The sequence below is a fragment of the Cupriavidus sp. C1SS-2L genome, assembly GCF_057073735.1.
The window spans coordinates 402,523-425,809 of sequence record NZ_CP172708.1 but is presented as its reverse complement, the minus strand read 5'-3'; the positions used below and the strand labels follow the sequence as shown (position 1 = coordinate 425,809).

Annotated in this window: 17 protein-coding genes; 4 read left to right on the top strand and 13 right to left on the bottom strand. The window is 63.1% G+C overall.

Annotated features, from left to right (window positions below):
* Positions 1-40: 40 nt before the first annotated feature.
* Entirely contained in the window at positions 41-1,204 is a 1,164-nt protein-coding gene (locus ACIGJG_RS01965) for a patatin-like phospholipase family protein (RefSeq protein ID WP_483672689.1), read from the bottom strand.
* A gap of 33 nt (positions 1,205-1,237) precedes the next feature.
* Entirely contained in the window at positions 1,238-2,617 is a 1,380-nt protein-coding gene (locus tag ACIGJG_RS01960; RefSeq protein WP_483672688.1) for an FAD-containing oxidoreductase, read from the bottom strand.
* Positions 2,618-3,060: 443 nt separating this feature from the next.
* Here ACIGJG_RS01960 and ACIGJG_RS01955 point away from each other — a divergent pair, with 443 nt between their 5' ends.
* Positions 3,061-4,647 carry an isocitrate lyase gene (locus ACIGJG_RS01955; RefSeq protein ID WP_011296574.1) on the top strand — a complete coding sequence of 529 codons (1,587 nt, stop codon included), beginning with the start codon at positions 3,061-3,063 and terminating at the stop codon, positions 4,645-4,647.
* A gap of 96 nt (positions 4,648-4,743) precedes the next feature.
* Here ACIGJG_RS01955 and ACIGJG_RS01950 read toward each other — a convergent pair whose 3' ends face one another.
* From ACIGJG_RS01950 to ACIGJG_RS01940, 3 genes are all read right to left on the bottom strand, one after another.
* Positions 4,744-5,313, bottom strand: a complete 570-nt coding sequence (locus ACIGJG_RS01950) for a YdeI/OmpD-associated family protein (RefSeq protein ID WP_220631256.1) — start codon at positions 5,311-5,313, stop codon at positions 4,744-4,746.
* A gap of 384 nt (positions 5,314-5,697) precedes the next feature.
* Positions 5,698-7,128 (bottom strand): DUF1254 domain-containing protein, encoded by a 1,431-nt coding sequence (locus tag ACIGJG_RS01945; RefSeq protein ID WP_220631255.1) that lies wholly within the window; start codon positions 7,126-7,128, stop codon positions 5,698-5,700.
* Positions 7,129-7,217: 89 nt separating this feature from the next.
* Positions 7,218-7,694, bottom strand: a complete 477-nt coding sequence (locus ACIGJG_RS01940) for a 2,4'-dihydroxyacetophenone dioxygenase family protein (protein WP_011296571.1) — start codon at positions 7,692-7,694, stop codon at positions 7,218-7,220.
* On the opposite strand from ACIGJG_RS01940, the gene ACIGJG_RS01935 reads away from it, so the two are divergent.
* Positions 7,678-8,886, top strand: coding sequence for an AraC family transcriptional regulator (locus ACIGJG_RS01935; RefSeq protein ID WP_483672687.1), 1,209 nt, complete (start codon positions 7,678-7,680; stop codon positions 8,884-8,886). The two genes, ACIGJG_RS01940 and ACIGJG_RS01935, sit on opposite strands and share 17 nt — an antisense overlap.
* A gap of 36 nt (positions 8,887-8,922) precedes the next feature.
* On the opposite strand, the gene ACIGJG_RS01930 is transcribed toward ACIGJG_RS01935, so the two are convergent.
* From ACIGJG_RS01930 to ACIGJG_RS01915, 4 genes are all read right to left on the bottom strand, one after another.
* On the bottom strand, positions 8,923-10,518 hold the full coding sequence (locus ACIGJG_RS01930) for a Na+/H+ antiporter (protein WP_483672686.1): 1,596 nt from the start codon (positions 10,516-10,518) through the stop codon (positions 8,923-8,925).
* Between the two features lie 97 nt (positions 10,519-10,615).
* Positions 10,616-11,077, bottom strand: a complete 462-nt coding sequence (locus ACIGJG_RS01925) for a cupin domain-containing protein (RefSeq protein ID WP_011296568.1) — start codon at positions 11,075-11,077, stop codon at positions 10,616-10,618.
* A gap of 177 nt (positions 11,078-11,254) precedes the next feature.
* Positions 11,255-12,142 carry a YadA family autotransporter adhesin gene (locus ACIGJG_RS01920; RefSeq protein ID WP_483672685.1) on the bottom strand — a complete coding sequence of 296 codons (888 nt, stop codon included), beginning with the start codon at positions 12,140-12,142 and terminating at the stop codon, positions 11,255-11,257.
* Between the two features lie 463 nt (positions 12,143-12,605).
* Positions 12,606-12,860 carry a hypothetical protein gene (locus ACIGJG_RS01915; protein WP_220631253.1) on the bottom strand — a complete coding sequence of 85 codons (255 nt, stop codon included), beginning with the start codon at positions 12,858-12,860 and terminating at the stop codon, positions 12,606-12,608.
* 236 nt (positions 12,861-13,096) lie between these two features.
* Here ACIGJG_RS01915 and ACIGJG_RS01910 point away from each other — a divergent pair, with 236 nt between their 5' ends.
* Complete coding sequence (locus ACIGJG_RS01910) at positions 13,097-14,461, top strand: insecticidal delta-endotoxin Cry8Ea1 family protein (protein ID WP_245001908.1); 1,365 nt, start codon at positions 13,097-13,099, stop codon at positions 14,459-14,461.
* 86 nt (positions 14,462-14,547) lie between these two features.
* On the opposite strand, the gene ACIGJG_RS01905 is transcribed toward ACIGJG_RS01910, so the two are convergent.
* From ACIGJG_RS01905 to ACIGJG_RS01890, 4 genes are all read right to left on the bottom strand, one after another.
* Complete coding sequence (locus ACIGJG_RS01905) at positions 14,548-16,209, bottom strand: cation acetate symporter (protein ID WP_140949313.1); 1,662 nt, start codon at positions 16,207-16,209, stop codon at positions 14,548-14,550.
* A complete protein-coding gene (locus ACIGJG_RS01900) occupies positions 16,206-16,511 on the bottom strand; it encodes a DUF485 domain-containing protein (protein ID WP_140949314.1) in 306 nt (101 codons plus the stop codon). Before ACIGJG_RS01900 ends, ACIGJG_RS01905 begins: the two co-directional genes overlap by 4 nt.
* Positions 16,512-16,608: 97 nt before the next feature.
* Positions 16,609-16,905: a hypothetical protein gene (locus ACIGJG_RS01895; RefSeq protein WP_483672684.1), complete on the bottom strand. Its 297-nt coding sequence runs from the start codon at positions 16,903-16,905 to the stop codon at positions 16,609-16,611.
* Between the two features lie 36 nt (positions 16,906-16,941).
* Positions 16,942-20,775, bottom strand: a complete 3,834-nt coding sequence (locus tag ACIGJG_RS01890) for an autotransporter outer membrane beta-barrel domain-containing protein (RefSeq protein WP_483672683.1) — start codon at positions 20,773-20,775, stop codon at positions 16,942-16,944.
* A 754-nt stretch (positions 20,776-21,529) separates the two neighbouring features.
* Between ACIGJG_RS01890 and ACIGJG_RS01885 the strand changes: the two genes are divergently transcribed.
* On the top strand, positions 21,530-23,107 hold the full coding sequence (locus tag ACIGJG_RS01885; protein ID WP_011296560.1) for a hypothetical protein: 1,578 nt from the start codon (positions 21,530-21,532) through the stop codon (positions 23,105-23,107).
* The last annotated feature ends 180 nt before the right edge of the window (positions 23,108-23,287 follow it).

The window sequence follows — 23,287 nt, the reverse complement described above, 5'->3', positions numbered from 1 at the left end:
GCGGCTTTGCCGCGCTTTTTTTGGTTGTGTCGTCGACACATCAGGCAACCGGTGATGTTGCGCCGAACAGCCGATGCACGGCAATCCCCTCTATCGGGTCCAGCGGCTCGCGCCATGGGGCACGCTCCAGCACGCGTCGCGTGTCCTCGTAGCCGGCCATCCGGCGGCGCTCGATCCCACAGGTGGAGAAGTCGATATCGCGGTGCATGTCGTTGCCGTCGAGTTGCGGCGCGTCGAGTTCGACCACGTGCATGGTCGTCCCGCATCCCCAACCGAGCAATTCCTGCACGGCGGCCTGCTCGCGCTCACCTTCCGGAATATGCTCGCCCAGTTCGCGTATGACGTGCCGCAGGCGGTGGATCTGCCGCTGGCGCTCCAGATGGGACTCGGCACGGCTGGAATACTGGATATCCCGCAGCCGGCTCATGACCTGCCAGATGGAATCGGGCTCCGGGCCGCTGGCGGGCCAAAGCTGCACGGCGAAGATCAGCGAGCTGTGGCGCGGGCGGTCGTCGAGAATGGCTTCGAGCGGGGTGTTGGAATAGATGCCGCCGTCCCAGTATGGCTCGCCCTCGATCGATACGGAGGGGAAGCCAGGCGGGAACGCGGCCGAGGCCATCACGTGGTCCACACTCAGCGGCGCGTCGCGGTTCGTGAAGTAGCGCATGCGGCCGCTGCGCACACTGACCGTGCCGACTGTCAGCCTGGTCTGCCTGGCATTGAGGTACTCGAAGTCGACCACTGCGGCCAGTGTCGCGCGCAGCGGCGATGTGGAGTAGAACGCCGCCCTGGCAAGGCCGACCGCGGCGTGTACCCCCGGCCACCACGCATCGGGGCTTGGCGTAAAGAACGACGGAATGCCCCGCGTCGTGATGTTCACCACCCGCAGCCAGTCTTCGAGTTGCCGAAAGCTGCTGCTCCCCAGCGCGGCAGCGCGATAGGAAACGCTGTCCCAGAACTGCTTAAGCCGGGAGACCCGCTGCTCTGGCGGATTGCCAGCGATGATGGCGCCGTTGATCGCCCCGATCGAGGTGCCAATCACCCATTCCGGCTCGAGACCTGCCTCATGCAAGGCCTGGTAGACACCTACCTGGTAGGCGCCGAGCGCCCCACCACCCTGCAATACCAGCACGACCTTGCCCGGCAGCTCTGCGAGCGGCGCTTCCGCTGACGCGGGGCTGGCGCCTGGTGCCTTCTTATTCATGGCCATTCCCCCATCCTTGCGCACGGGCGCCGGCTAGCCCGGTACCCGCAACTCCTGCAGCAGCGTCGGTACCAGTTCGGACACCGTGGGATGGATGTGCATCGCGCGACTGATGACCGTATAGGGAGCGCCGGCATACATGACATCAAGGATCGAGTGAATCACCTCGTCGCCGGTCAGGCCGAGGATCGCCGCTCCAAGGATCACCCGGGTGTCCGCGTCGACCACGACCTTCATGAACCCGAGACTCTCGCCTCGCTCCACGGCGCGCCCGACACGGCTCATCGGGCGGGTGCCGACCAGTATCTTGCGGCCGGATTGCCGGGCTTCCGTCTCCGTCATGCCGGCGCGGCCGAGCGGAGGGTCGATGAACATGGCATACGCGGCGATGCGATCCGACACCTTGCGCGGGTCATTGTCGAGGAGATTGGCAGCGACGATCTCATGGTCGTTGTACGACGTATGCGTGAAGGCGCCGCGACCATTGCAATCGCCAAGCGCCCAGATGCCGGGGACATTGGTGCGCAACTGTTCGTCGACCTTGATATAGCCGCGGGCGTCGGTCTCCACCCCTGCCTTGTCGAGTCCGAGATCGTCCGTGTTGGGCACGCGCCCGACCGCCATCAGCAGATGCGTGCCGTGGACTTCGGGCGCACCGGACGCGCAATCCAGCCCGACGGCAAGATGGTCGCCGTCCCTGCGCGCGCTGAGGCAGTTGGCATTGAGCCGGATGTCGATGCCTTCGGCTTCCAGAATTTCCCGCACTGCCTTCGAGACATCCTCATCCTCACGCTGGATCAGGCGCGGGCCTTTTTCGACGACGGTCACCCTGGCGCCAAATCGCCGGTACATCTGCCCAAACTCCAGGCCGATGTAGCTGCCGCCAATCACGATCAGGTGCTCCGGCAGGAAATCCACATCCATCATCCCCGCGTTGGTGAGGTACGGCACCTGATCCAGCCCTGGCATGGGAGGAACCAGGGCCCGGCCGCCGACGTTCACGAATATCTGCGTGGCTTCCAGCAGTTCACCGTTGACCTGTACGCTGTGCGCGTTCTCGAAACGGGCGTGCCCCTGATAGACCGTTATATTGGCCAGGCCGCGCATCCACTGTTCCACACCGTTGCTGGAGCGGCCAGAGATCTCGTCCTTGCGTGCCTTCACCCGTTTCATGTCGACGGCGACCGGCCCACCGATGGTCACGCCGTACTCCGCGGCTCGGCGCGCCAGTTGGGCTGCATACGCGCTCGCAATGAGGGTCTTGGTGGGAATGCAGCCGGTGTTCACGCAGGTGCCGCCGAAACGTGCGCGCTCGATGATGGCCAGCTTCATGCCCGCGCCGGACAGCCGCGCGGCAAGTGCGGGGCCAGCCTGTCCGGTTCCGATGATGATCGCGTCGAATCCCTGAGCCATCACGACTCTCCTTGCCTTGTACCGTGCTCATCGCAGGTCACAGCTGCCTCGGCGGCTACCGCCGGATGCCAAAGCCACTAGCAAACTTTAGGCGATATGCGCCGGCGAAACGATCCCGTGCGGATTCCCTTCGTTCAGGACCCGCTGTTCAAGCCACCCTGCTTGCCCCGCCCTCCGACACGCGAAAGAGCGTTTCACATTGTGGGATCCGCCCGAATTTTCCGCAGCCGCCGGTTTTCGCCCGGCGAAAACATGTTTCATATCGCGAAAATCGTTACGTATGTCATTGAAAAATAAGAACAATTAAAGTCTTATGTCTTATATAAGACTGACGCTGCAACGCATCAAATGGCGCTACTATTTACCCATGCAGTTCGCTGCCACATACGCAGCGGCAAGCTCCGATCCTCTACTCAAACGCGCTTTGCTCCCAGGAGAGACAAATGGCTCAGTATCAAGACGACATCAAGGCAGTTGCTGGTTTGAAGGAGAAACACGGCAGCGCGTGGGACGCCATCAATCCCGAGTACGCCGCTCGCATGCGGGCCCAGAACCGGTTCAAGACGGGCCTGGATATCGCCAAGTACACTGCCAAGATCATGCGCGCCGACATGGCCGCCTATGATGCCGATCCGTCGAAGTACACCCAGTCGCTCGGCTGCTGGCACGGCTTTATCGGCCAGCAGAAGATGATCTCCATCAAGAAGCACTTCAACAACAACACCGACCGCCGCTACCTGTATCTGTCGGGCTGGATGGTCGCCGCACTGCGCTCGGAGTTCGGCCCGCTGCCGGACCAGTCGATGCACGAGAAGACCTCGGTCAGCGCCCTGATCCGCGAGCTGTACACCTTCCTGCGCCAGGCCGACGCCCGTGAACTGGGCGGCCTGTTCCGCGAACTGGACGCCGCCAAGGACGCCACCGCCAAGGCTGCCATCCAGTCGAAGATCGACAACCACGTCACCCACGTGGTGCCCATCATCGCTGACATCGACGCGGGCTTCGGCAACGCCGAGGCCACCTACCTGCTGGCCAAACAGTTCATCGAAGCCGGCGCCTGCTGCATCCAGATCGAAAACCAGGTGTCCGACGAGAAGCAGTGCGGCCACCAGGACGGCAAGGTCACCGTGCCGCACGAAGACTTCCTGGCCAAGGTTCGCGCAGTCCGCTACGCCTTCCTGGAACTGGGCGTGGACGACGGCATCATCGTGACGCGCACCGACTCGCTGGGCGCCGGCCTGACCAAGCAGATCGCCGTGACCCACACGCCGGGCGACCTGGGCGACCAGTACAACTCGTTCCTCGACTGCGACGAAGTCTCGGCCGACACGCTGGGCAACGGTGACATCGTCATCAAGCAGAACGGCAAGCTGATGCGCCCGAAGCGCCTGCCGAGCAACCTGTTCCAGTTCCGCGCCGGTACGGGTGAGGCACGCTGCGTGCTGGATTGCATCACCTCGCTGCAGAACGGCGCCGATCTGCTGTGGATCGAAACCGAAAAGCCGCATATCGCCCAGATCGCCGGCATGGTCAACGAGATCCGCAAGGTCATCCCGAACGCCAAGCTGGTGTACAACAACAGCCCGTCGTTCAACTGGACCCTGAACTTCCGTCAGCAAGCGTATGACGCCATGAAGGCAGCAGGCAAGGATGTATCGGCCTACGAGCGTGCCCAGCTGATGAGCGTGGAATACGACGACACCGAACTGGCCAAGATCGCCGACGAGAAGATCCGCACCTTCCAGGCCGACGCATCGCGTGAAGCCGGTATCTTCCACCACCTGATCACGCTGCCGACGTACCACACCGCCGCGCTGTCGACCGACAACCTGGCCAAGGAATACTTCGGCGACCAGGGCATGCTCGGTTATGTGGCTGGCGTGCAGCGCAAGGAAATCCGTCAGGGCATCGCCTGCGTCAAGCACCAGAACATGTCGGGCTCGGACATCGGCGACGACCACAAGGAATACTTCAGCGGCGAAGCGGCCCTGAAGGCAGCGGGTAAAGACAACACGATGAACCAGTTCTGATATCGGTTCATCGCCCAAAGCAAAACGCCAACCCGCAAGGGTTGGCGTTTTTTTTTGCGAGACACCGGAGCAGTGAGCCGGTTGTCGCCTCCTGGTCTAGGGATAAATGGTTTCGCCGCGATTGAGCATGCCGATGAACTCTTCGATCTTGCGCACTCGTGTTGCGGGCTTTTTGGCATTCTGTATCCGAAACAGGATAGCGTAGCGGTTACGGCCGTTCAGCGTGGCAAAGAAAGCGCTGGCCTTGGGATTGGCATCCAGTGCCGCCTGCAGGTCATCCGGAACGACCGAGTTGCTCGCCGACGTATAGGCAGCCTCCCAGCGGCCATCCTTCTTGGCATTCTCGATTTCTCGCATGCCAGAAGGAAACATTCTGCCTGCAGCGATCAGCGCTTCGGCCCGGTCTTTGTTGAGCTTGGACCAGATACTTCTTGCGGAACGTCGAGTGAAGCGTTGCAACCAGTATTCTTCACTTTCAGCCTTTTTTTGACCATCGATCCAGCCATGACAAAGGGCACCTTCCAGTGCCTGTTCGTAAGTCAAGGTTGTCTGCCCCGCCCCCTTTTTGGCAAGGCGCATCCATATCCCGGCCGAGGTACCGCCGTTTTGCGTCAACCAGTGTTCCCATTCATTCTGGTCAAGGAATGTCAGACGAGGCTCAGTCATGGAGGATTCAAATGGTTGCATTCAGGCAGCAAGGCCCTGTCTTTCACTGCGATGCCTGCCCGGCGTATGCCCAACCGGTTCCTTGCCACCGTGAGCGCCTGAGACCAGAGCTTCTCACAACATTGGCTTGGACTGAAGCTTCACCGCCCCGCATGCGATGAAGGCATCCGACCACCCACTTCGGTCGAACAGCCACAGCGACGCGTATGCCGAACCGCCCGGTATTGTGAGCCTGACCGGACGCGCGCCTTCGCCAATGGCGCAGAAAGCGATGGCATGCGTGGAACGCGTGGCGCGCGAGCTGGCGGAAGCAGCGGTCGCGAATGGATAGCGACCGCGTCGGCGCCAATGCGGCGTTTGCCGGGAAAGATTACCGCCCGGCTTTCAGAGACCAGCCTCCACACGGCTGACCACCGGCGGCTTCCACGTACCGTCCAGCGCCTCGGGCTTGGGCAGGTACAGCCGCAGATTCATCGTGAAGTTGCCTGCGGCCGGCGCGGGCAGCCAGTTGGATTCACCACCCTTGGGCGGGTCGCGCTGGATGACCAGATCGAGCGAGCCATCGGCGTTGTACTTGAGCGGATCGCGATCGCCGATGGCGAAGCGGTTGATCGGATTGGCCGTGAAAAACTGGCGATCGTTGTACATCGTCAGCGACCAGAAGGCGCGCGCAGGCGGCAGCCGTTCCTTGTCGAAGTGGATCACGTACTTCGCGCCACTGTCGAAGGGCTTGCCATCGACATCTGTCATCGCAATGGGATAGATGGCATCCTCGACCGTGTTCGCCCCCAGCCCTACGAAGGCGATCATCGCGCGCCGGAGGTAGTCGGTACCGTAGGTGCCAATCGGATTGCCGATCGTCCGCCAGCCGTTGCTCACGACACCGGCCCGGGGCAGCGCTTCGGCAATCTGCTTGCGCGCGGTGGCCGGGGCGTCCCGCAGCGCGGCCTGCACTTCCGGCGCCTGTCGGTTCAGGTTGAAGGCTTGACCGGGCACCAGCCCCACATGGGCGATGCGATCAAGCATTGGATAGTCGTTTGCGTGCGGCGGATTGTTCTTCATCAGCTCGGCGAACATCGCGAAGTAGCTCGCGGCGTCCATCTTTGCCACCTGCTCCACCGGCGCGCCCATGTCCTGCTGTGGATTCTTCCTGCCCGCGGGCGGCGCGTATCCCGGCTTTCCCCAGGCGCTGAGCGGCGTGGCCCTGAGGCCGGCCTGAAACTTATGCACGGCGGCATAGTCGGCAACGCCGTTGGTCTGCGTGCGGCCGATCATCCAGCCCACGGCGGTCGGCGAGACATACGGAGTCACACCCGCCGGCAGCTTGCCATGCCAGCGCGGCCCCACAATGGCGATCTGCTGCGAACCGTTGCCCGTGGTGCGCGTACCGGGAGAGGTAAAGACGTCCGTCCACATGTCGAGCACCGGCAGCAGATAGTAGCGGCCACCGGAATCCGGCACGGTGAGGATCAGCGGCTCGCGCGTGACGTCGAACCAGAGCGCCGAGTACAGGGTGTCTGCATTCGGGCGAACCACCGTGTCGAACTTCTCGTCAGGGAACTCCGCGACATGCGCGAACTGGTTGATCGGCGCGCGGATTCCGCCCTTGGGATCCGACGCATCGACGTTCGTGGAAACGCGGCGCGTGACTTCCATCAGCACCATCGGATAGGCATAGATATAAGCCTCCGTGGCGATCTTCTGTACATCGGTGGCGCTGGGCGAAGCCGCGCCTGCGCTTGCCTGAACCACGGCTGTGCCAAGCAGCGCGACCAGAATGCGCCGAAGCCCTTGTTTGCGAGCCCATGCAATCATGTCTCCTCCTCGTTTTTTCCATGGCGTTGCGACTCAATTCGCGAACGGCCAATGCCTGATGCGTTTCCAGTACGGATTGTTCCCGCAGATCAGCCTTCGAACGTAGACAAGTCCTTGGGCCTGATACCGTGGGCCTTGCAGTAGTTGAGGTAGCGATCCATCGAGGTCTTCCAGTTTTCGACCGCGATGATGTTGTCCTTGTCGTCGAGGTATAGCAGTTCACCGGCCACGATGTTGAACGTGATGATGTCGGGGCCTTCGGCATAAGCCGACTGCGGCGTGTGCCGCGTGGAAGCCGTCTCGTAGACGACACTGCCCGCATGCGCGACCCAGTCGTGCTCCTTGTAGCGCCAGCTTCCCTGAACGGTGTAGACGATCACCGTACCGGTGTGATGATGGCGCGGCATTTCCATGCCGGCGGGCGCCTTCAGCAGCGTAATGGTTTCGCCGCGTACCGGATCGATCTTGAAGTACTTGACCATCACGTCGTTGCTGTACGGCGCAAAGGGCATCCACGGGGTGTCGTTGCCGTCCAGGCAACCGGTGTTGATGGATTCGAACAACATGGACTGTCTCCTGTTATGTCGCCGGCTCCGAGACGGATTCGGCTTTGGCAGGTACCCATTCTGGCGAGCCGGCCCGCCTCCGGACTTGTCATTTCCAGACAGCGATCTATCATTTTCAGACAATGACCAGTGCCCCGTTGTGCCCCCTCCTTCGAACATGAAAGCCGCCATCCGCCCCCTGATTCCGGCCCGCTATTTTCTGCTGATGGCCGACTGCCTGAAGTCCGCCGGCACTTCGCTGCACGAACTGGCGAGCGCGGCCGGCATTGATCCCGACCGGTTCAGGGAAACGGATTTCGGGCTCACTACCCAGCAGATCGATGGCTTGCTGGCAGAAGCGCTGCGCCTGACCGGGCGGACCGACATCGGCTTCGAGTGGGGTCGCCGCCTCAAGCTGAATTCGCACGACATCCTGGGGTATGCCATGCTTTCCTGCCCCACCCTGGACCAGTTGCTGCGGCTGTGTTCGCGCTACTACAAGCTGCTGACGCCAATGTTCAGGATGAGTTATCAGCGCACTGGCGATCACGCCGAGGTCATCTTCCGGCCGGCGCTGCCGATGGCCAGTGCAACGCTGAACCTGCTTCAGGAGGCGATTGCCGTTTCGACGCATCTGCAATGCAAGTCGCTGTTGCAGAACCCCTCATCGGTCTACGACATTTACCTGTCGATGGAGCCGCCACCGCACGCGGCACGTTATCGCGAACTGGCGCCCGCGCGCGTGCACTTCGCCGCATCGCCGCTGCCCGAAATCCGCATGGTGGCCGACACGTGGAGCCTGGACGCGGCGCTGCCGATGGCCGACGTGCATGCGGTCCGCATGGCCGAGGAACGATGCCGTGCTCTGCTGCAACGCCACAGCGAGCAGGGCAACTGGGCCGAGTGGGTGGTCATGATGCTGAACGAAGCGGAGGACAGCCAGCCTACGCTGGAAGAACTTGCCGGCCTGCTCGGCATTTCGGCGCGCACGCTGGACCGTTACCTGAAGAAGGAGGAAAGCAGCTTCCGCGACCTCGCCATTACGGTGCGCAATCGCCGCGCGCGGAGCTTGCTGCTCGAAGGGGAGCTGCCGGTTTCGCAGATCGCTTACCGCCTCGGGTTCACCGATGTCGCCAATTTCAGCCGGGCCTTTCGCCGGGCCAATGGCGTCAGTCCGTCCGATTTTCGCGGTAGTGGCGAAGCGGGTCGGTGACGGGAGCAGCTGTGGGGCAGCTGTGGGCCGGGCGCTTCAATCCGCCCCCACGCCTGCACTCCCATGCAACGCCGCGATCTCCTGCAGATCCAGATCGTATTCAAGATGACGCAGCAGTTCGTCATGAAGCTGCCCCGCACGATGCATCTGCAGCAACTCCTCCCGCGCTGCGGCAAGGCCCGCCAGGATCACACCATAGTGGGAAGTGCGCTCTTCGTCGGGAATGATGTTGTCCTTGAAACTCTCGGTAATCTGCGCGCGGTAGTTGACCTGTTCCCATAGCCGCGGATGCCGCAGCGCACCGTCTGCGTCGAACACCAGCGGGCGGATCGCATCGCGCTGCACCGCTTCGAGACGGGCCCATGCCTGCGCTTCGGTCAGTTTACGGCCCGAGGCATCTTCGATGCGCCGGATATCCAGCAGGCGGATCAGCGGCCCAATGGTCGTGCCCTGCAACAGCACGGTGACGAGGATCACCGCGAACGATGCGACGAGGATCAGGTCGCGGCCCGGCATCTGCTCCGGAAGCGCCAGCGCAATGGCGAGGGTCACGACGCCGCGCATCCCGGCCCAGCTGACGATGGTGGCCGAACGCCAGTCCGCGCGAGCCTGACGGCGTACCACGCGCTGCCACGCCGACTTCAGCGCCTCCGACCCGAACACCCATGCGAAGCGCGAGAGCACGACCGAGACGATCACCATGCCAACCGGCAGGGCCAGCGACGCCATCACATCAGCGGTGCCACCGTGCCGCGCAATCACGCCGCGCAGCGATAGCCCGATCAGTATGAACACCAGCGCCTCGAGCAGGAACACCATGACCTGCCAGAACGCCGTGCCACGGATTCTTGTCGACGCCGAGAACACCTGGTGCTGGTGCCAGCCAAGGATCATGCCGGTGGTCACCGTCGCGATGACGCCGGAGACTTCCAGCCATTCGCCGACGATGTAGCTGACCCAGGAGGACAGTATGGCTGCGGTGATCAGAAGATATTCGTCGGCCAGCCGCCGCAGCACGCGCACCAGCGCAAAGCCGATGGCGATCCCCACGGCAACCCCGCCCAGTGCGAGCACGAAGAAATCCACGGTGGCATGTTCGAGGCTGAACGCACCGGTCAGCGCGGCCGCGACGGCGAAGCGGTAGAGCACCAGCCCGGTTGCGTCATTGAGCAGGCTTTCGCCCTCCAGCAAGGTCATGAGCCGCCGCGGCAGCGCGACCCGCTCGAGCACGGCCTTGGCCGCGACGGCGTCGGGCGGCGACACGATCGCGCCGAGCGCAAAGCACGCCGCCCACGGCAGGCCCGGAACCACCATGTGGACGGCCACGCCAACGACCAGCGTCGTGAACAACACGGCTCCGATCGCCAGCATCAGGATGCCGCTGAGATTGCGCCGGAACTCGTCCCACACTGAAAAGTACGCGCCGTCCGTCAGCAGCGGCGGCAGGAAGACCAGCAACACCAGGTCCGGACTGAGCTCGACCGCCGGCAGGCCCGGCACGAATGCCATGGCAATGCCACCGACCAGAAAGGCCGCCGCCGGCGGCAGCCGCAGCTTTGCCGCCAGCAACTCCAGCGCGATGATGGCGATCAGTGACAGCAGTACCAGCTTGAATGCCAGGACAGGCGACATGCACCACCCCTGAAGTTTGGCGTTGCAGCGATTATTACCAGGGGTGGTTCAACGCGTCGAGCCGGTAGCTCGCCATGCAGGAAGGTTCGATCGGCGGTCAGGCCGGAGGAGGCTCGCCTGCGGCAACCGTCACCCCACACTCCTGCGCCACGGCAAGCAGTTTCTCGATATCAGGGGGACCCGGCGGGATTTCCTCGTCGAGCCGGGTGAAGAGACGCGATGCCCGACCATTGTGGCTCGTGACGGAAATCATCTCGCCACCGCCCGCACCGAAGCGGAAGTGATGCACAGTGCCCGCCGGCACATGCACGAACGTGCCGGCCGTGGCCGTGATGACCTGGTCGTCGTAACCGATGTCGATCGTGCCGCGCGTGATGTAGAACGACTCGTCCCAGTCGTGGCTGTGCGGCGGCGGTCCGCTGCCCTCTTCGCCCTGCTGCAGGAACACCTCATACCCTTGGGTGGCGGTATTCGGCGCCAGCACCGTAATCTTTTCACCTACCACATTGAGCGCGCGCGCCTGCGCGTCGGGAGTCACTGCGAACGGTTGCGGCTTCATCGTTGGCTCCATCCCACAGCGCAGGCTCGTCCGGGCCCGCGCTGTGCAGGGAAGTGACCCCAGGCGCCGTCGGTGCGCCCGGTGCCAGCACCCGCGTTGCATGCCGACGGCGGGACGTTGCTGATCCTCGATCCAAGATAGCAGACGCCCCCGCACGTTGCGCGGAGCGCCGATGGCTTACCAGTGGAATCCGGCGGCAAGGCTCGCGCCATACGTATTGCGCGCGGTGCTGCCGGTCAGCTTGTACACCCAGCGACCGCCCGGCGACATCACCGAGGCACCGATCGCCAGACCGCTCTGGCCACGGTAAGTCGCACCGCCAAGGGCAATCATGCTCTTGCCCGGAATGGTCGCCTGCGGCAGTCCGGCCATGGCCATGGCGGCCGCCGTGCCCGCGTGAGCTTCGCGGCTCAGGGCGTCGACGCGTTGGTCGGTGTAGCTGTTGGCCTGGCTGACGGCCTGCCGGCCGGCCTCGTTGGCGTAATCGCGCAGTTGCCCAAGGTTGACCGCATCGGTGTCTTGCGTCGCGGCCGCCACGTTCGTGATCTGGCGCTCGGCGCCGGCCGCGCCCACCGACACCGTATTGGCGCGGTCCGCTACCGAATTGGTGCCGATCGCCACGCTGCCCTGGGCCGTTGCCTGCGCATTTGCGCCGAGTGCCGCGGAGTCACTGGCCATCGCCTGCGCGTTCGCACCGATCGCGACGCTGTTGGTGGCCTGTGCCTGCGCGTTAGCACCGGCCGCTACGCCCAGTGTGCCGGCGGCGACGACCGCGGCATCGCTGCCATCGAGCTTGCCGTCCGCGTGGAAATAGGCATTTTCCGAAGCGCCACCACCACCCTGTTGCCCCATGCTGGTGATGCGTCCGTCAAGATTGCTCAGTGCAGAACCGACGTCATTGAACGTGCCGCCGCCGAGCGTGTAGCTCGGCGCGATGACCGAGCCATCGGCGGCAACACCCGCTCCGCCGCCGAGCGCCGCGAGTCCGCCCTTGAGCTGGCTCACGTTGACGGCGTCCTGGTCGCCGGTGCCCGCGCCAAGCATGCTGATTCTCGTGCCTTGCATGTTCACGCCGTCAAAGAAGGTTGCAGCCTTCCAGACATCGAGGTAGCCACCAATCGATAGGGAATCCACCTCACCGTTAATGTTTATGTTCGGGTACATAACGATGTTTTGCCCCGGATTTCCAGCGCTGGACGGCCCCGGCCCCCACTCAGGAGCCACGCAACCGCTGCCGCCGTCGGCACCCATCGCCACCTGACCCGGTTCAATTTTTGAACAGATCGTGCCCCCACCCGAAAACTGATAATTGTCGATGACCACGCTGGCATTCGACTCCGCCATGCCAAACGCCAGCGTCGATACGGCAACCAGTCCTTTCGAAACCCGGGATAAGCCGCTGATCAAAATGTGCCCGGAACCGCAGCTCCCGTTCTTATGACTTCTCATAAAGATATCTCCCTGAAAAAATTCCCATTAATCCGTTGTTTCATTTCTTTTTGCTCCGCACCTTGCAGAGCAATGGGAATTATTCGTTTCGATCCAAGAAGATAGATTCATCATTCCCCGAATCCGCCTTCAGAATCTTCCAGATATCAATAAGAAAATTCCGTATGACATCAGAATCTCCAAGCAAAGTAGCTTGAGAACCGATGGTGGTTTTTTTCGTGCAGAATCTGAGCGAGATTTCACGGAAATCCATGTGCGAATGGTCCATTTCTGAATCATCCTGGTCTGCAATTCCAGTAGACGCCCCGCCGCACCAGCGCAAACGGGTATTCATTGAGCCAGATCATCAGTTGCCGCCTTCTGTTTGAGTAGCGTCCGAAATTCGTAACTCCGCGAGCCCTGTCGCCCTACGAACGATGCCTAGTGCTCGTGGACATCCATGGAGAATTCCGAATGCTGACTCGACGCGACTTACTCAGATCCATCCCTTCCGCCGCCCTGATGGCAATGGGCCCCGCTTTCCCGGCGCACGCAGATGGCGCCCTCGGGAAACTGCCCATCGCCGATCCGATGGAAGACTTGAAGACCATCCTCGAGGTCGTGCTTGCGGAGGTCCCTGTCGTCGGCGGCGCCGTGTCCGCGCTGGTCGGACTACTTTGGCCGGTTGAACCTGCGGACGTCTGGGAGGAAATCAGGCAGAAGGTCGAAGCCCTGATCCAGCAGAAGATCAATGACGCGGTCTACAGCTTGCTGAAGAGCAAGCTCGACGGCATTGGCAACACGCTGAAGCTGTACCTGAACGCGGCGGCGACCGGCGACACATCAAACATGCGTATGCAGTTCATCGCCACCAACACCCAGATGACGCTGGCGGCATCGGAATTCCGCAACCCGGATTTCCAATGGGTACTGGCCCCGTTGTTCGCCATCTTCTCCCAGCTGCATGCCGTGCTGCTGCGCGACTGCGTGCTGCATGGCAGGGACTGGGGATGGAACACCGCGACCTACGAGGGCTATGTCAGGCTCGCGAGCGATACGATCAACGAGTACCACGCCTATCTGGACGCCGTCGTCAGGAAGGAGCAGGACCGGCTGGCACCGGCCGCGCCCACGAGCCCGGGCAAGCACTACACCGCCATCTACAACTACTGGCAATCCTTTTCGCAGAAGAAGCAGGTCCTGTTCGGCGACTACATGCTGCTGCTGAACGCCCTGGACCCGATCCGGAACCCCGGTCAGGTAAAGACCATCCCGTTTCCCGATGTGTTCAGCGCCGCCTATGGCACGGCGGATGACTGGGATGCCACGTGCCGCGCCTGGGCCGGTGCCGTCGCGACACCGTTCAGCCTGCCCGCCGCCAACATCTCCGAAATCTATATCGAGCTGTTCAACTTCACGCCCCGGATCGTCGACGTCAGCTATCCGGCCGGGAGCGGGCCGAAGGTGTGGGGCGGCAACCGGCAGGACCGCACCGGCATCATCGCGGATCGAGTGAGTGGCGTGGAGCAAAAAACGATCAGCATTCCGCGGTCCACGGACGGCAAGACATTCAACATCGCGGGCGCATCGATCCGAGCCGGCAGTATTCCAACCGCGGTATCGCTGGTCATGGACGACGGCAAATCGATTGCGCTCTGGGACCGCCGCGATCTCGGCGGCCAGCAGTTCTACGTGTCTGTTCCCGGCAGAAAGCTCACGACGCTAAACATGTGGTCGCGCAGCCGGTTCTATGACAATGACCTTGGCTGCATCATCTTCGGCTTCAGCCGCGATCCGAGCGATATCCCGCCTGCTGTCAGGGAGGCGCTCTACGTCACCGCGATCCAGCCGCCCAGTGTCGGGCCGAGGTTCCTGCCATCGACAGTGTCGCGCGATGCACAGTACAAGCGCGATCGCTTCTGGCAGCAAGTACGCAGCGCCAGACCAGCCCAATAACAAGAACGTCGACGTACCAGCAACCGCTCGAACAAAAACGCCCGGCTCGCAAGCCGGGCGTGTCTGATAGCGTCATGATTCCGCTGTCAGTGGCTTGCCCCCTGCACGGCGCCAATGCCGGTCTCCGAACGCAGCTCCTGCGCCTCGAAACCTGCCATGTCGAGGCGTGCGCGTGCGGACTTGTCGGTCAGCGAGAAGATCCAGATGCCGACAAAGCCGATCGTCATCGAGAACAGCGCCGGAGAGGTGTACGGGAACGGCGCGTCCTTGAAGTGGAACACGTCGACCCACACGGCTTGCGACAGCACGGTGAGCACCACCGCCGACAGCAGGCCAAGGAAGCCGCCGATGGTCGCGCCGCGCGTGGTGCAGCCCTTCCACAGCACCGACATGAACAGCACCGGGAAGTTGGCCGACGCTGCCACAGCGAACGCGAGCGACACCATGAACGCGATGTTCTGCTTTTCAAACACGATGCCGAGCACCACCGCAACCATGCCGAGGATGATGGTCGTGATGCGCGATACGCGCAGCTCCATCGAGCTGGTCGCCTTGCCGTGCTTGAACACCGTGGCATAGAGGTCATGCGAGACCGCCGATGCGCCGGCGAGCGTCAGGCCCGCTACCACAGCAAGGATCGTCGCGAACGCCACGGCCGAGATAAAGCCAAGGAACACATTGCCGCCGACCGCGCTGGCCAGGTGCACCGCCGCCATGTTGACGCCGCCGAGCAGCTTGCCGCTGCCGTCCTGGAAGCTCGGGTTGGTGCTGACAAGCACGATCGCGCCGAAGCCGATGATGAAAGTCAGGATGTAGAAGTAGCCGATCCATGTGGTTGCCCAGAACACCGACTTGCGCGCTTCCTTTGCGTTGGGCACGGTGAAGAAGCGCATCAGGATGTGCGGCAGGCCCGCCGTGCCGAACATCAGCGCAATGCCGAACGAGATTGCCGAGATCGGGTCCTTGATGAAGTTGCCCGGACTCATGATCGATTCCTTCTTGGCGTGGACCTCGACCGCCTTCGCGAACAGCGCCTCGGGGCTGAAGTGGTACTGCGCCAGCACCATGAACGCCATGAACGTCGCGCCGCCGAGCAGCAGGCACGCCTTGATGATCTGCACCCACGTCGTGGCCGTCATGCCGCCGAACAGCACGTACACCATCATCAGCGCGCCGACGATCACCACCGCGATCCAGTATTCCAGGCCGAACAGCAGCTTGATGAGCTGGCCCGCACCGACCATCTGTGCGATCAGGTAGAACGCCACCACGACAAGCGTGCCCGATGCGGCGAATGCGCGGATCGGTCCCTGCTTGAATCGGTACGCCGCGACGTCGGCAAACGTGAAGCGGCCCAGATTGCGCAGGCGTTCGGCCATCAGGAACGTGATGACGGGCCAGCCGACCAGGAAGCCGATTGAATAGATCAGCCCGTCATAGCCATTGGCATAGACCGCCGCGGAGATGCCGAGGAACGAGGCCGCGGACATGAAATCGCCTGCGATGGCCAGGCCGTTCTGGAAGCCCGTGATGCCGCCACCGCCTGTATAGAAGGTCGCTGCGGAGGTGGTTCGCTTTGCGGCCCACTTGGTAATGAACAGCGTGCCGATCACGAATACCACGAACATGCCGATGGCAGTCCAGTTGGTCGGCTGCCGGACGGCCTGCCCGAGGTCTCCGCCCGCGGCCAGCGCGGCGGTGGAAAGCAGCAGCGCGCTGCCGGCAATGAAGGCATGGTTCGCTTTCATGCGACCTCCCGCTTGATCTGTTCGGTCAGCTCGTCATACGCGCGATTGGCGTGACGCACATAGAAGCCGGTGATGGCCACGGTGAAGAGAATCACGAACAGCCCGATCGGCATGCCCCACGTCATCACGCCGGCGCCGACCTTGGCGGCAAGGACTTCCTTGTCGAAGGCGATCAGCAGGACGTATCCGTAATAGATCACGAGCATCACCGCCGTCAGCGTCCATCCAAGGCGCGACCGCTTGTGCACGAGCTCGCGGTACCGCGGGTTCGCTTTCAGTCTTGCGACCAGTTCTTCATTCATTTGTGTCTCCTGCCAATCGTGCTACGGGATTGCCGATCGCTGGTGGTCTCAGCTCCGGACCGTGCACATAAGGTAAAGCCCGCCCCTTACCTGCTTCTTACACGGAGCACCGGGAGACACCGGGGAAAACACGTAGATGACCCGACATGGAGGACGAAAGCGCCACCGGCCGCCCCACGGAAGCAGCGAAGCCAGCACTCGGCCATGGCGTCAGTACCAGCGGCGCGAAGCCATCGACATAGACCGGAATGTCGCCCTTCACGACAGCCTGGATGGCCTGCGTCGTGCCGCTGAAGCTGACCTGCCGGAATTTGGTCTGCTGCGACTGGCCCATCATCTCGGCCGTTAGTGCGAATGATGGTGTCAGCAGAGGCGCCGTGCTGGCAGAAGGCACGATATCCAGGCCACTACCAGCCAGCCCGAACGTCCGCTACCACGTGTACTTCACCCCAACCCGCACCGCATATTGATAAAAACTCTGCGCGCCCCAAGCCCCGGACACATTGCTCCACCCGGTCCAGCGCTTGCCAAGATCCGCATTGACACCGAGCTTCAGCTCGTAGCGGTTGCTCGGGTACAAACTCCCGACCGGCAAATCATTGAACCGGATACTGCTGCTCACGCTCGTGTGCCACCAGTTGAGCGTCATGTACGGCTGCCATTTGCGAGCATCCTCGCGAACGTAGGTCCGATGCACCCGCGCGCCCAGCCGCGTGATCCAGCCGTGTGAATCGGCGCCGCCGATCTGCGTGCCGTTCTGTTCCGTGATGTCATCTTCGTTGTAGCCGACGTAGATCACCTGTCCCTGTGGTTCGAGGATCCAGTCATTGCGCAGCGGCGTGGCGTAGCCGACCTCGCCCGAGGCAGCCCAGCCACGCGCGTGGTAGCGCACGGTCGGCAGCAGGTCGCCCTCTACCCGGTTCGTGAACCATCCGTACTGAAGCCAGGAATCGACATAGGTGCCAAGTTTCTTCTCATCGTTCTGGTACCACGTGCCGTAGGCGCCGATGCTCCATCCTTCCACCTTGCCGCGTGCGGAGAACGGGTTGCCTTGCGCGCTCGCGTCGGAATCGGCCATGCCATAGCTGCCCATCAGCCCGAGGTGGCCGCGGTCCGATTCGCCGAACACATTCCATCTGGCGAGTTCGGTACCACCATGCAGCAGAAAGGAGTCGGTGCTGGTCTTGAAGACGCCATCCGCACTCCGGCTGCCTTCCCATTTTCCAACCACGCGCAGCCAGCCGGAGCGCGGCTTGTCGCCGGCGGGATCGAAGCCCTGCCCCTCGACATATTGTGGCTCGCCAAGCCGGTCATGCAGGCTGTGCACGAACATCTGCCCTGTCAGGCGCTGGTTGGCAAGATACGCCGCCACTTCAGGGCGAAACAGCGGCTCTGGCGGCGTCGGCGGCGCGGGCGGCGGCATTTGCATCGATCGCAGATACCAGGAGCCAGCCTGGCTACCGTCGACACCGCCCTGGAACAGCCGGTATTCATACGCACCAGCCACCGCGCGCCCGTCGAGCGTAAACGCGTTCGGGGCCGACGCGCCCGGCGCCGTGTTCAGGACCTCGACCACGCCGATCCCGTTGCCCTGAGTCACCGCACCGGCTCCGCCGACATTGTTGATGCGCAGGCGCGTAGGCCCGCCGGCGCCGGTGCTCGTCGCATCGACCACGAGGACATCTGACTTGCTGTTCGCAGCGCCTTCATTCAGTACCGTGTTGAGCTTCAGCACGCCGCCGTTGGAAATGAACACGCCAGCGCCGTCCTGACCGGCAGTCTGCCCGCCCGTGATGACCAGCACATTGCCCGCCACACGGGCCCCGCCCGTGAGGTCAAGCACGCCGCCGTTCGTGAAAGTGCGCACGCCGAGTATCTGGCCCTGCACCGCCCTACCCTGCGTGTGTGCATTGGCAGCCTGCCCGAACGGCAGGTAGGCGCCGGCCGCGTCGAAGCTGACAGTGGCCGCGGCGGGTGAAAGCAGCGTAGCGCCCGGCTGCGCGGCCAGCACGACGCTGCCGCTGTTCACGATGCTGTTCGCAGCGTTCGTCCCGAGGTTGCTGACCGCCACGGCCCACCTGTCGCGCGTACCGGTGCCAGTCGAGTCACTGAATGCGCGCAGGTTCCAGGTGCCGCCATTGGTCATCGTGACGGCGGAGCTTGCTGCCGTGACTGTCCCGGTAATCTGCCCACTGTTGCTCAATAGCAGGGTTCCAGCCGATCCGTTCGCATCGGCGCGTATCGCGACATCGCTCAGCGCGCCGACTGCGGAGGTATTGTCGATGGTCTGCGACGCTCCGGCGGTCTGTATGCCTGCACTCGACCCCCATCCGGCTGCGATGGACTGACTGTTGCGGATGTCGACCGTACCGCCGGCCGTCTGCGCATCAATGCCGGATGCATTGTCGCCTGACGCGGTCAATGCGCCGCTGTTGACGATGTGAATCGCTGCGGCGCCCGTGCCCTCGGCAAGAATGGCCTGGCTGGCGGTCGGCCCTGAAGTCTGTATAGCAGCGGTATTGGTGATGGTCTGCTCGCCGGTGAGCGAGCGCGTATGGATGCCCTGCTGACGGTCGCCGCGAGCGATCAACGCGCCGCCGTTGTCCACGGTCACCGTGCCCAGTCCCGTGCCATCGTAAGCATTGGCCGCCAGGATCGCCGCGCCAGAACCGTTGACATCGATTGTCGGGCCGGCGAACGATACGCGCACATTGCCCCCTTGGCTGACGCCCTGCAGGCCAAACGAGGCGACACCGCTGCCGTCACCCGAGCCGTTGTCCGAGTGCGTGACGATGGTGCCCTGTGCCGCGATGTCCACCGTGCCGGTGGCCGACCTTGCCGTGGCATAGATGCCGTTGGCATTGGAGTGGAATGTCTCGATGCGGTTGCCTGTGTAGTTCACCGAGACATTGCCGCCGGCTGTGTCCGCACGTATGCCGCCGGCGCCGAAGCCACGCACGGAGATGCCACCGCTGTACGCGACGGAGATGTCCCCTTGCTCGGCGCTGATGATGATGCCGGACCCGCGTTGCGACTGCACATTGCCCTGCACCGTGATATCGCCGGTACCGGTGACGTTCACCGCGCCGGCACCGCGCGCGATGATGTTGATGCCGCGCGAGCCATCTGCGTTTGCTGTGCTGCCCACGGCGATCGGCGCCCGGTTGTCGACCGTAATGGCGCCCGAACTGCTGTTCGCGTAGATCCCGTGCGCCGCCGGACCTGTCGTTGTAATAGCACCTTCGTTGCGGATCTCGATGCTGCCGGTGGTCGCCGTCGACCGGATACCGAAGCCGTTCAGACCGTCCGAGGTCAGCGCGCCGCTGTTGTGAACCAGCGTGGCGCCGCTGCTGCCCTCGGTAAGGATGCCGAACGCGTTGGTGGCAATCGCACGGACCATCGCCGCGGTATCGACGTTGATGGCACCGCTTCCCGAAGCCTTCGCGTGAATCCCCGCATGGTTGGCCGGCCCCGCCTCCACGCCGGGGTCGTCCGGGTCGGCAACGCCGTTGGTGTTGTCGACATTCAGTGTGATCCCGCCGGCGGCCTGCACCGTGACATTCCCGGCGCCGCTGGTGCGGGCCCTGAGGCCGCTGCCGCCCGCGGTGGAGATCGTCCCCGCGCCCTGATGGACGATGGTGGCGTCGCCGCCCCCGGATGCGTTGATGTCCAGGCCGTCGCGGTCGTTGCCCGACAGTGGGTTGTCGATGTTCAGCGTGGTGCCGGCATTGACGAGAATGCTCGACTGGCCGGATGTGTTGTTCAACACCGCAACGCCGTCGAGCGTACCGCTGCCTGCCATCGTGATGTTGCTGGTGCCACCGGCGAACGTAACGGTTGCAGAGCCGGTGCCGCCATTGACCTGCGCCTGCACACCGCTGACCGCTGTCGTGGCGCGGTTGGTGATGCTGGTGCCGGTGATCGATACCGAAGCGTTAGCCTGGGTTCCAGTCGCACGGATGCTTGCGAGGGATGCGTTGTCGATGGTTGTCCCGTCGGTCGTCGTGACGATCGCAGCCGTGCCCGCTGCGGGCGCGCAAACCGCGCCGGCCGTGCGAAGCCCGGAGAGCGTGCCGCAGGCCTGGCCATGGGCGTCGTCCATCGCGATGAAAAGCAGCGTGCCGGCGTGCGCGGCAAGGATGATGGAAGCGCGGATGGAAAGATGTGGACTGATGATCGCGCTTCGATTGATGGCCGCCCACAGCGGACGAAGCCGGAACGGCGGTGCACAGGTGCATGATCTGAACCGCGAGCAGCGCTGCATGGAATCTCCTGCCATCTGAGCGGGATCGCCATGACGTTGTCCTGCTTTGCCGCATCAGGCCTCTTCGTCTGGCGGGAACGCAGGCATTATCGAACCGGTCGGCAAAAACGCGTACTTAGAGGTTTTTCATGGCGATCTGCCGATTTCTTTGGATTCGTGACCCGTTTGGGTGGAGGGCTCTTGAGAGCAAGCGAGCGCGGGCGCATCGAAGCCGGCGGGACCAGTGAGCATGAACCATGTCGTCAGATCGAACCCGGGATAGCCCGACTCCGCCACGGTCTGCATGGCAATCAGCACTGGCCACCCTGCTGGAGCGGCACGCGCGCATGCAGACACCGGCCATCGATATGAGCAGTTTGCGGCCAGATGACCGGACGTGCCATTTCGAAAGTTGAAGGGTGTGCTGATCGATCGCCAACCGATGGCGCGCCGCCCCTTTGCGACAGCGGTGCAGAGCATGGTGGAAGGGCTCGGGCAGAAGGGTTGAAGCGGCGTCGCCCGTGTCCATCGGTGCGGCGATTGATGACATTCCCCTTCTTAAGAAGGGTTTCACCCACGCGTGTTCTGCGCGCTGCGCTGATCGCAGTACCACACCGTTGTTTCCGCGCAAATGTATCGGATGTCTATCACCAAAATTGGTGACGACCGGCATTTTGAAAATTTGTAGTATCGCCCCCGCTTCCATCACGGATTCATATGTTCCGGCCGAAGCATCAGTACGCAGCATTCCTATAACGGGGGGAAGAAAACAACCATGAAAATCAAACTGCTTGTGTCCACGCTTGCCGCAGCCGCGCTGAGCGCTTGCGGCGGCGGCTCCGACTCTCAGTCGTCCGCGCCTGCGACACCCACCACCAAGATCGCGGGCACGGCGGCAGTAGGCGCGGCGCTCGCCAACGCCACCGTGCAGGCCAAGTGCGCCTCGGGCAGCGGCAGCGCCACCACGGCTGCCGACGGCACCTTCACGATCGATATTCCGAACGCAAAGCGCCCGTGCGTGCTGAGCGTTTCCACGCCTGACGGCACCACCCTCCACTCGGTGGTCGAAGCCGGCTCCGGCACCACCGCAACGGCCAACATCACGCCGCTGACCGAGCTGATCACCGCCTCGATCGCCGGCAAGAGCACCGAAGAATTCTTTGCCAGCTTCGACGAGCAGGCCCAGGCGAAGCTGACCACCGACGGCGTCTCCACGGCACTCGACAACGTCAAGCTCATCTTGACCGGCACGATCGACCTGGGCGGCATCGACCCGCTGAAAGACACTCTGGTTGCCGCGCACGGCAATACGCCGGGCAACGCGCTGGACCAGAAGCTCGACACCCTTGGCGAAACGCTGAAGGCATCGCAAACCTCCATCGCCGATCTGTCGAGCGCGGTGGCGTCAAACACGGGCTCGGCCAGCGGCGTGCAGACCATCCTGCAACCGGCTTCGGCAACGTGCGCAGCGTTCCGCAGCGGCAAGGTGCAGAAGGTCGATCTCACCGGCAATACCGTCCAGCGTTTCACGGTCGATGCGGTCAAGCTGACGCGCACGAATGATTCCACGAGCGCGGTCGAGCAATTCCAGGCAAACGACAGCCAGGCCTGCCGCTTCGGCAATGACAACGCGCGGATGCTGGTCTCGAAGTCGGGCATTGCACTCGAGCGCCGTGCCGGTGCGTCCAGCCTCGTGATCCCCGACCAGACCATCCCCCTGAGCGAACTCGCCGGTGACTGGAACGCGCTCGCTTTCGAACGCGACGACAACAGCCCGTACTACGGCACGGGCCTGGTCAAATTCCGCATGGACAGCACCGGCAAGTTCACCAGCGGCGCGGATTGCAGCCTGAGCAGCTGCGACCAGTGGCCGGCAGCCGAACTGCCTTCGGCAGCGACGAATGCCGACGGTGGCTTCAATATCTCCGATCCGTCGGGAACGGCCCGCGCATTTGCCTTCAAGGGCGTCGATGGCCAACTGGCGATCGTCATCGTTCACGGCGCCGGCTTCATGCTCGCCACGCGGCCGAAGGCCTTCGCGCTGCCGGCAGTCGGGTCCGTCAGCAGCTATTGGGATGCCACGCTGAACGCAAGCGGCGTGACCAATATCGAAGACGGCTCCCACACCGTGACGGCAGTCGATACGGCGGCGAACACCTATACGCGTCAGAACACCACGGGCCGCATCGATACGTGGCAGAACGGCGTGCCGTCCGTCGGCCTGCGTTATCGCGCACCGGCAACGGGCATCAACGAGGCGGTGTCGATGAACCTGGCCAACTCCGGCATCAGCGTGGCCGTCAGCGTCAATCCGAGCAATGTGTTCTACAACATCTCGGTGGGTCGTCCGTAAGCTGGAAAATCAGTAGTTTTGACAGCCCCCTGCGAGAACGCGGGGGCTTTTGTTTTTTTTGCCTTCTGCGCGGAGAGGATCGCCAGCAAAAAGGCTCGTCAGCCAGCCTCCCGCCCGCCCGACCTGCCGACAACCTGTCGAAGAGTCAACCCTGCGAGGCCCACAAAAAGAAAAACCCCG

Excerpts from the sequence above, each read along its gene's own strand:
- ACIGJG_RS01965 (WP_483672689.1), bottom strand. The coding sequence starts at position 1,204 with ATGAATAAGAAGGCACCAGGCGCCAGCCCCGCGTCAGCGGAAGCGCCG.
- ACIGJG_RS01960 (WP_483672688.1), bottom strand. The coding sequence starts at position 2,617 with ATGGCTCAGGGATTCGACGCGATCATCATCGGAACCGGACAGGCTGGC.
- ACIGJG_RS01955 (WP_011296574.1), top strand. The coding sequence starts at position 3,061 with ATGGCTCAGTATCAAGACGACATCAAGGCAGTTGCTGGTTTGAAGGAG.
- ACIGJG_RS01950 (WP_220631256.1), bottom strand. The coding sequence starts at position 5,313 with ATGACTGAGCCTCGTCTGACATTCCTTGACCAGAATGAATGGGAACAC.
- ACIGJG_RS01945 (WP_220631255.1), bottom strand. The coding sequence starts at position 7,128 with ATGATTGCATGGGCTCGCAAACAAGGGCTTCGGCGCATTCTGGTCGCG.
- ACIGJG_RS01935 (WP_483672687.1), top strand. The coding sequence starts at position 7,678 with ATGGATTCGAACAACATGGACTGTCTCCTGTTATGTCGCCGGCTCCGA.
- ACIGJG_RS01940 (WP_011296571.1), bottom strand. The coding sequence starts at position 7,694 with ATGTTGTTCGAATCCATCAACACCGGTTGCCTGGACGGCAACGACACC.
- ACIGJG_RS01930 (WP_483672686.1), bottom strand. The coding sequence starts at position 10,518 with ATGTCGCCTGTCCTGGCATTCAAGCTGGTACTGCTGTCACTGATCGCC.
- ACIGJG_RS01925 (WP_011296568.1), bottom strand. The coding sequence starts at position 11,077 with ATGAAGCCGCAACCGTTCGCAGTGACTCCCGACGCGCAGGCGCGCGCG.
- ACIGJG_RS01920 (WP_483672685.1), bottom strand. The coding sequence starts at position 12,142 with ATGCAAGGCACGAGAATCAGCATGCTTGGCGCGGGCACCGGCGACCAG.
- ACIGJG_RS01915 (WP_220631253.1), bottom strand. The coding sequence starts at position 12,860 with ATGAATACCCGTTTGCGCTGGTGCGGCGGGGCGTCTACTGGAATTGCA.
- ACIGJG_RS01910 (WP_245001908.1), top strand. The coding sequence starts at position 13,097 with ATGGAAGACTTGAAGACCATCCTCGAGGTCGTGCTTGCGGAGGTCCCT.
- ACIGJG_RS01905 (WP_140949313.1), bottom strand. The coding sequence starts at position 16,209 with ATGAAAGCGAACCATGCCTTCATTGCCGGCAGCGCGCTGCTGCTTTCC.
- ACIGJG_RS01900 (WP_140949314.1), bottom strand. The coding sequence starts at position 16,511 with ATGAATGAAGAACTGGTCGCAAGACTGAAAGCGAACCCGCGGTACCGC.
- ACIGJG_RS01890 (WP_483672683.1), bottom strand. The coding sequence starts at position 20,775 with ATGCAGCGCTGCTCGCGGTTCAGATCATGCACCTGTGCACCGCCGTTC.
- ACIGJG_RS01885 (WP_011296560.1), top strand. The coding sequence starts at position 21,530 with ATGAAAATCAAACTGCTTGTGTCCACGCTTGCCGCAGCCGCGCTGAGC.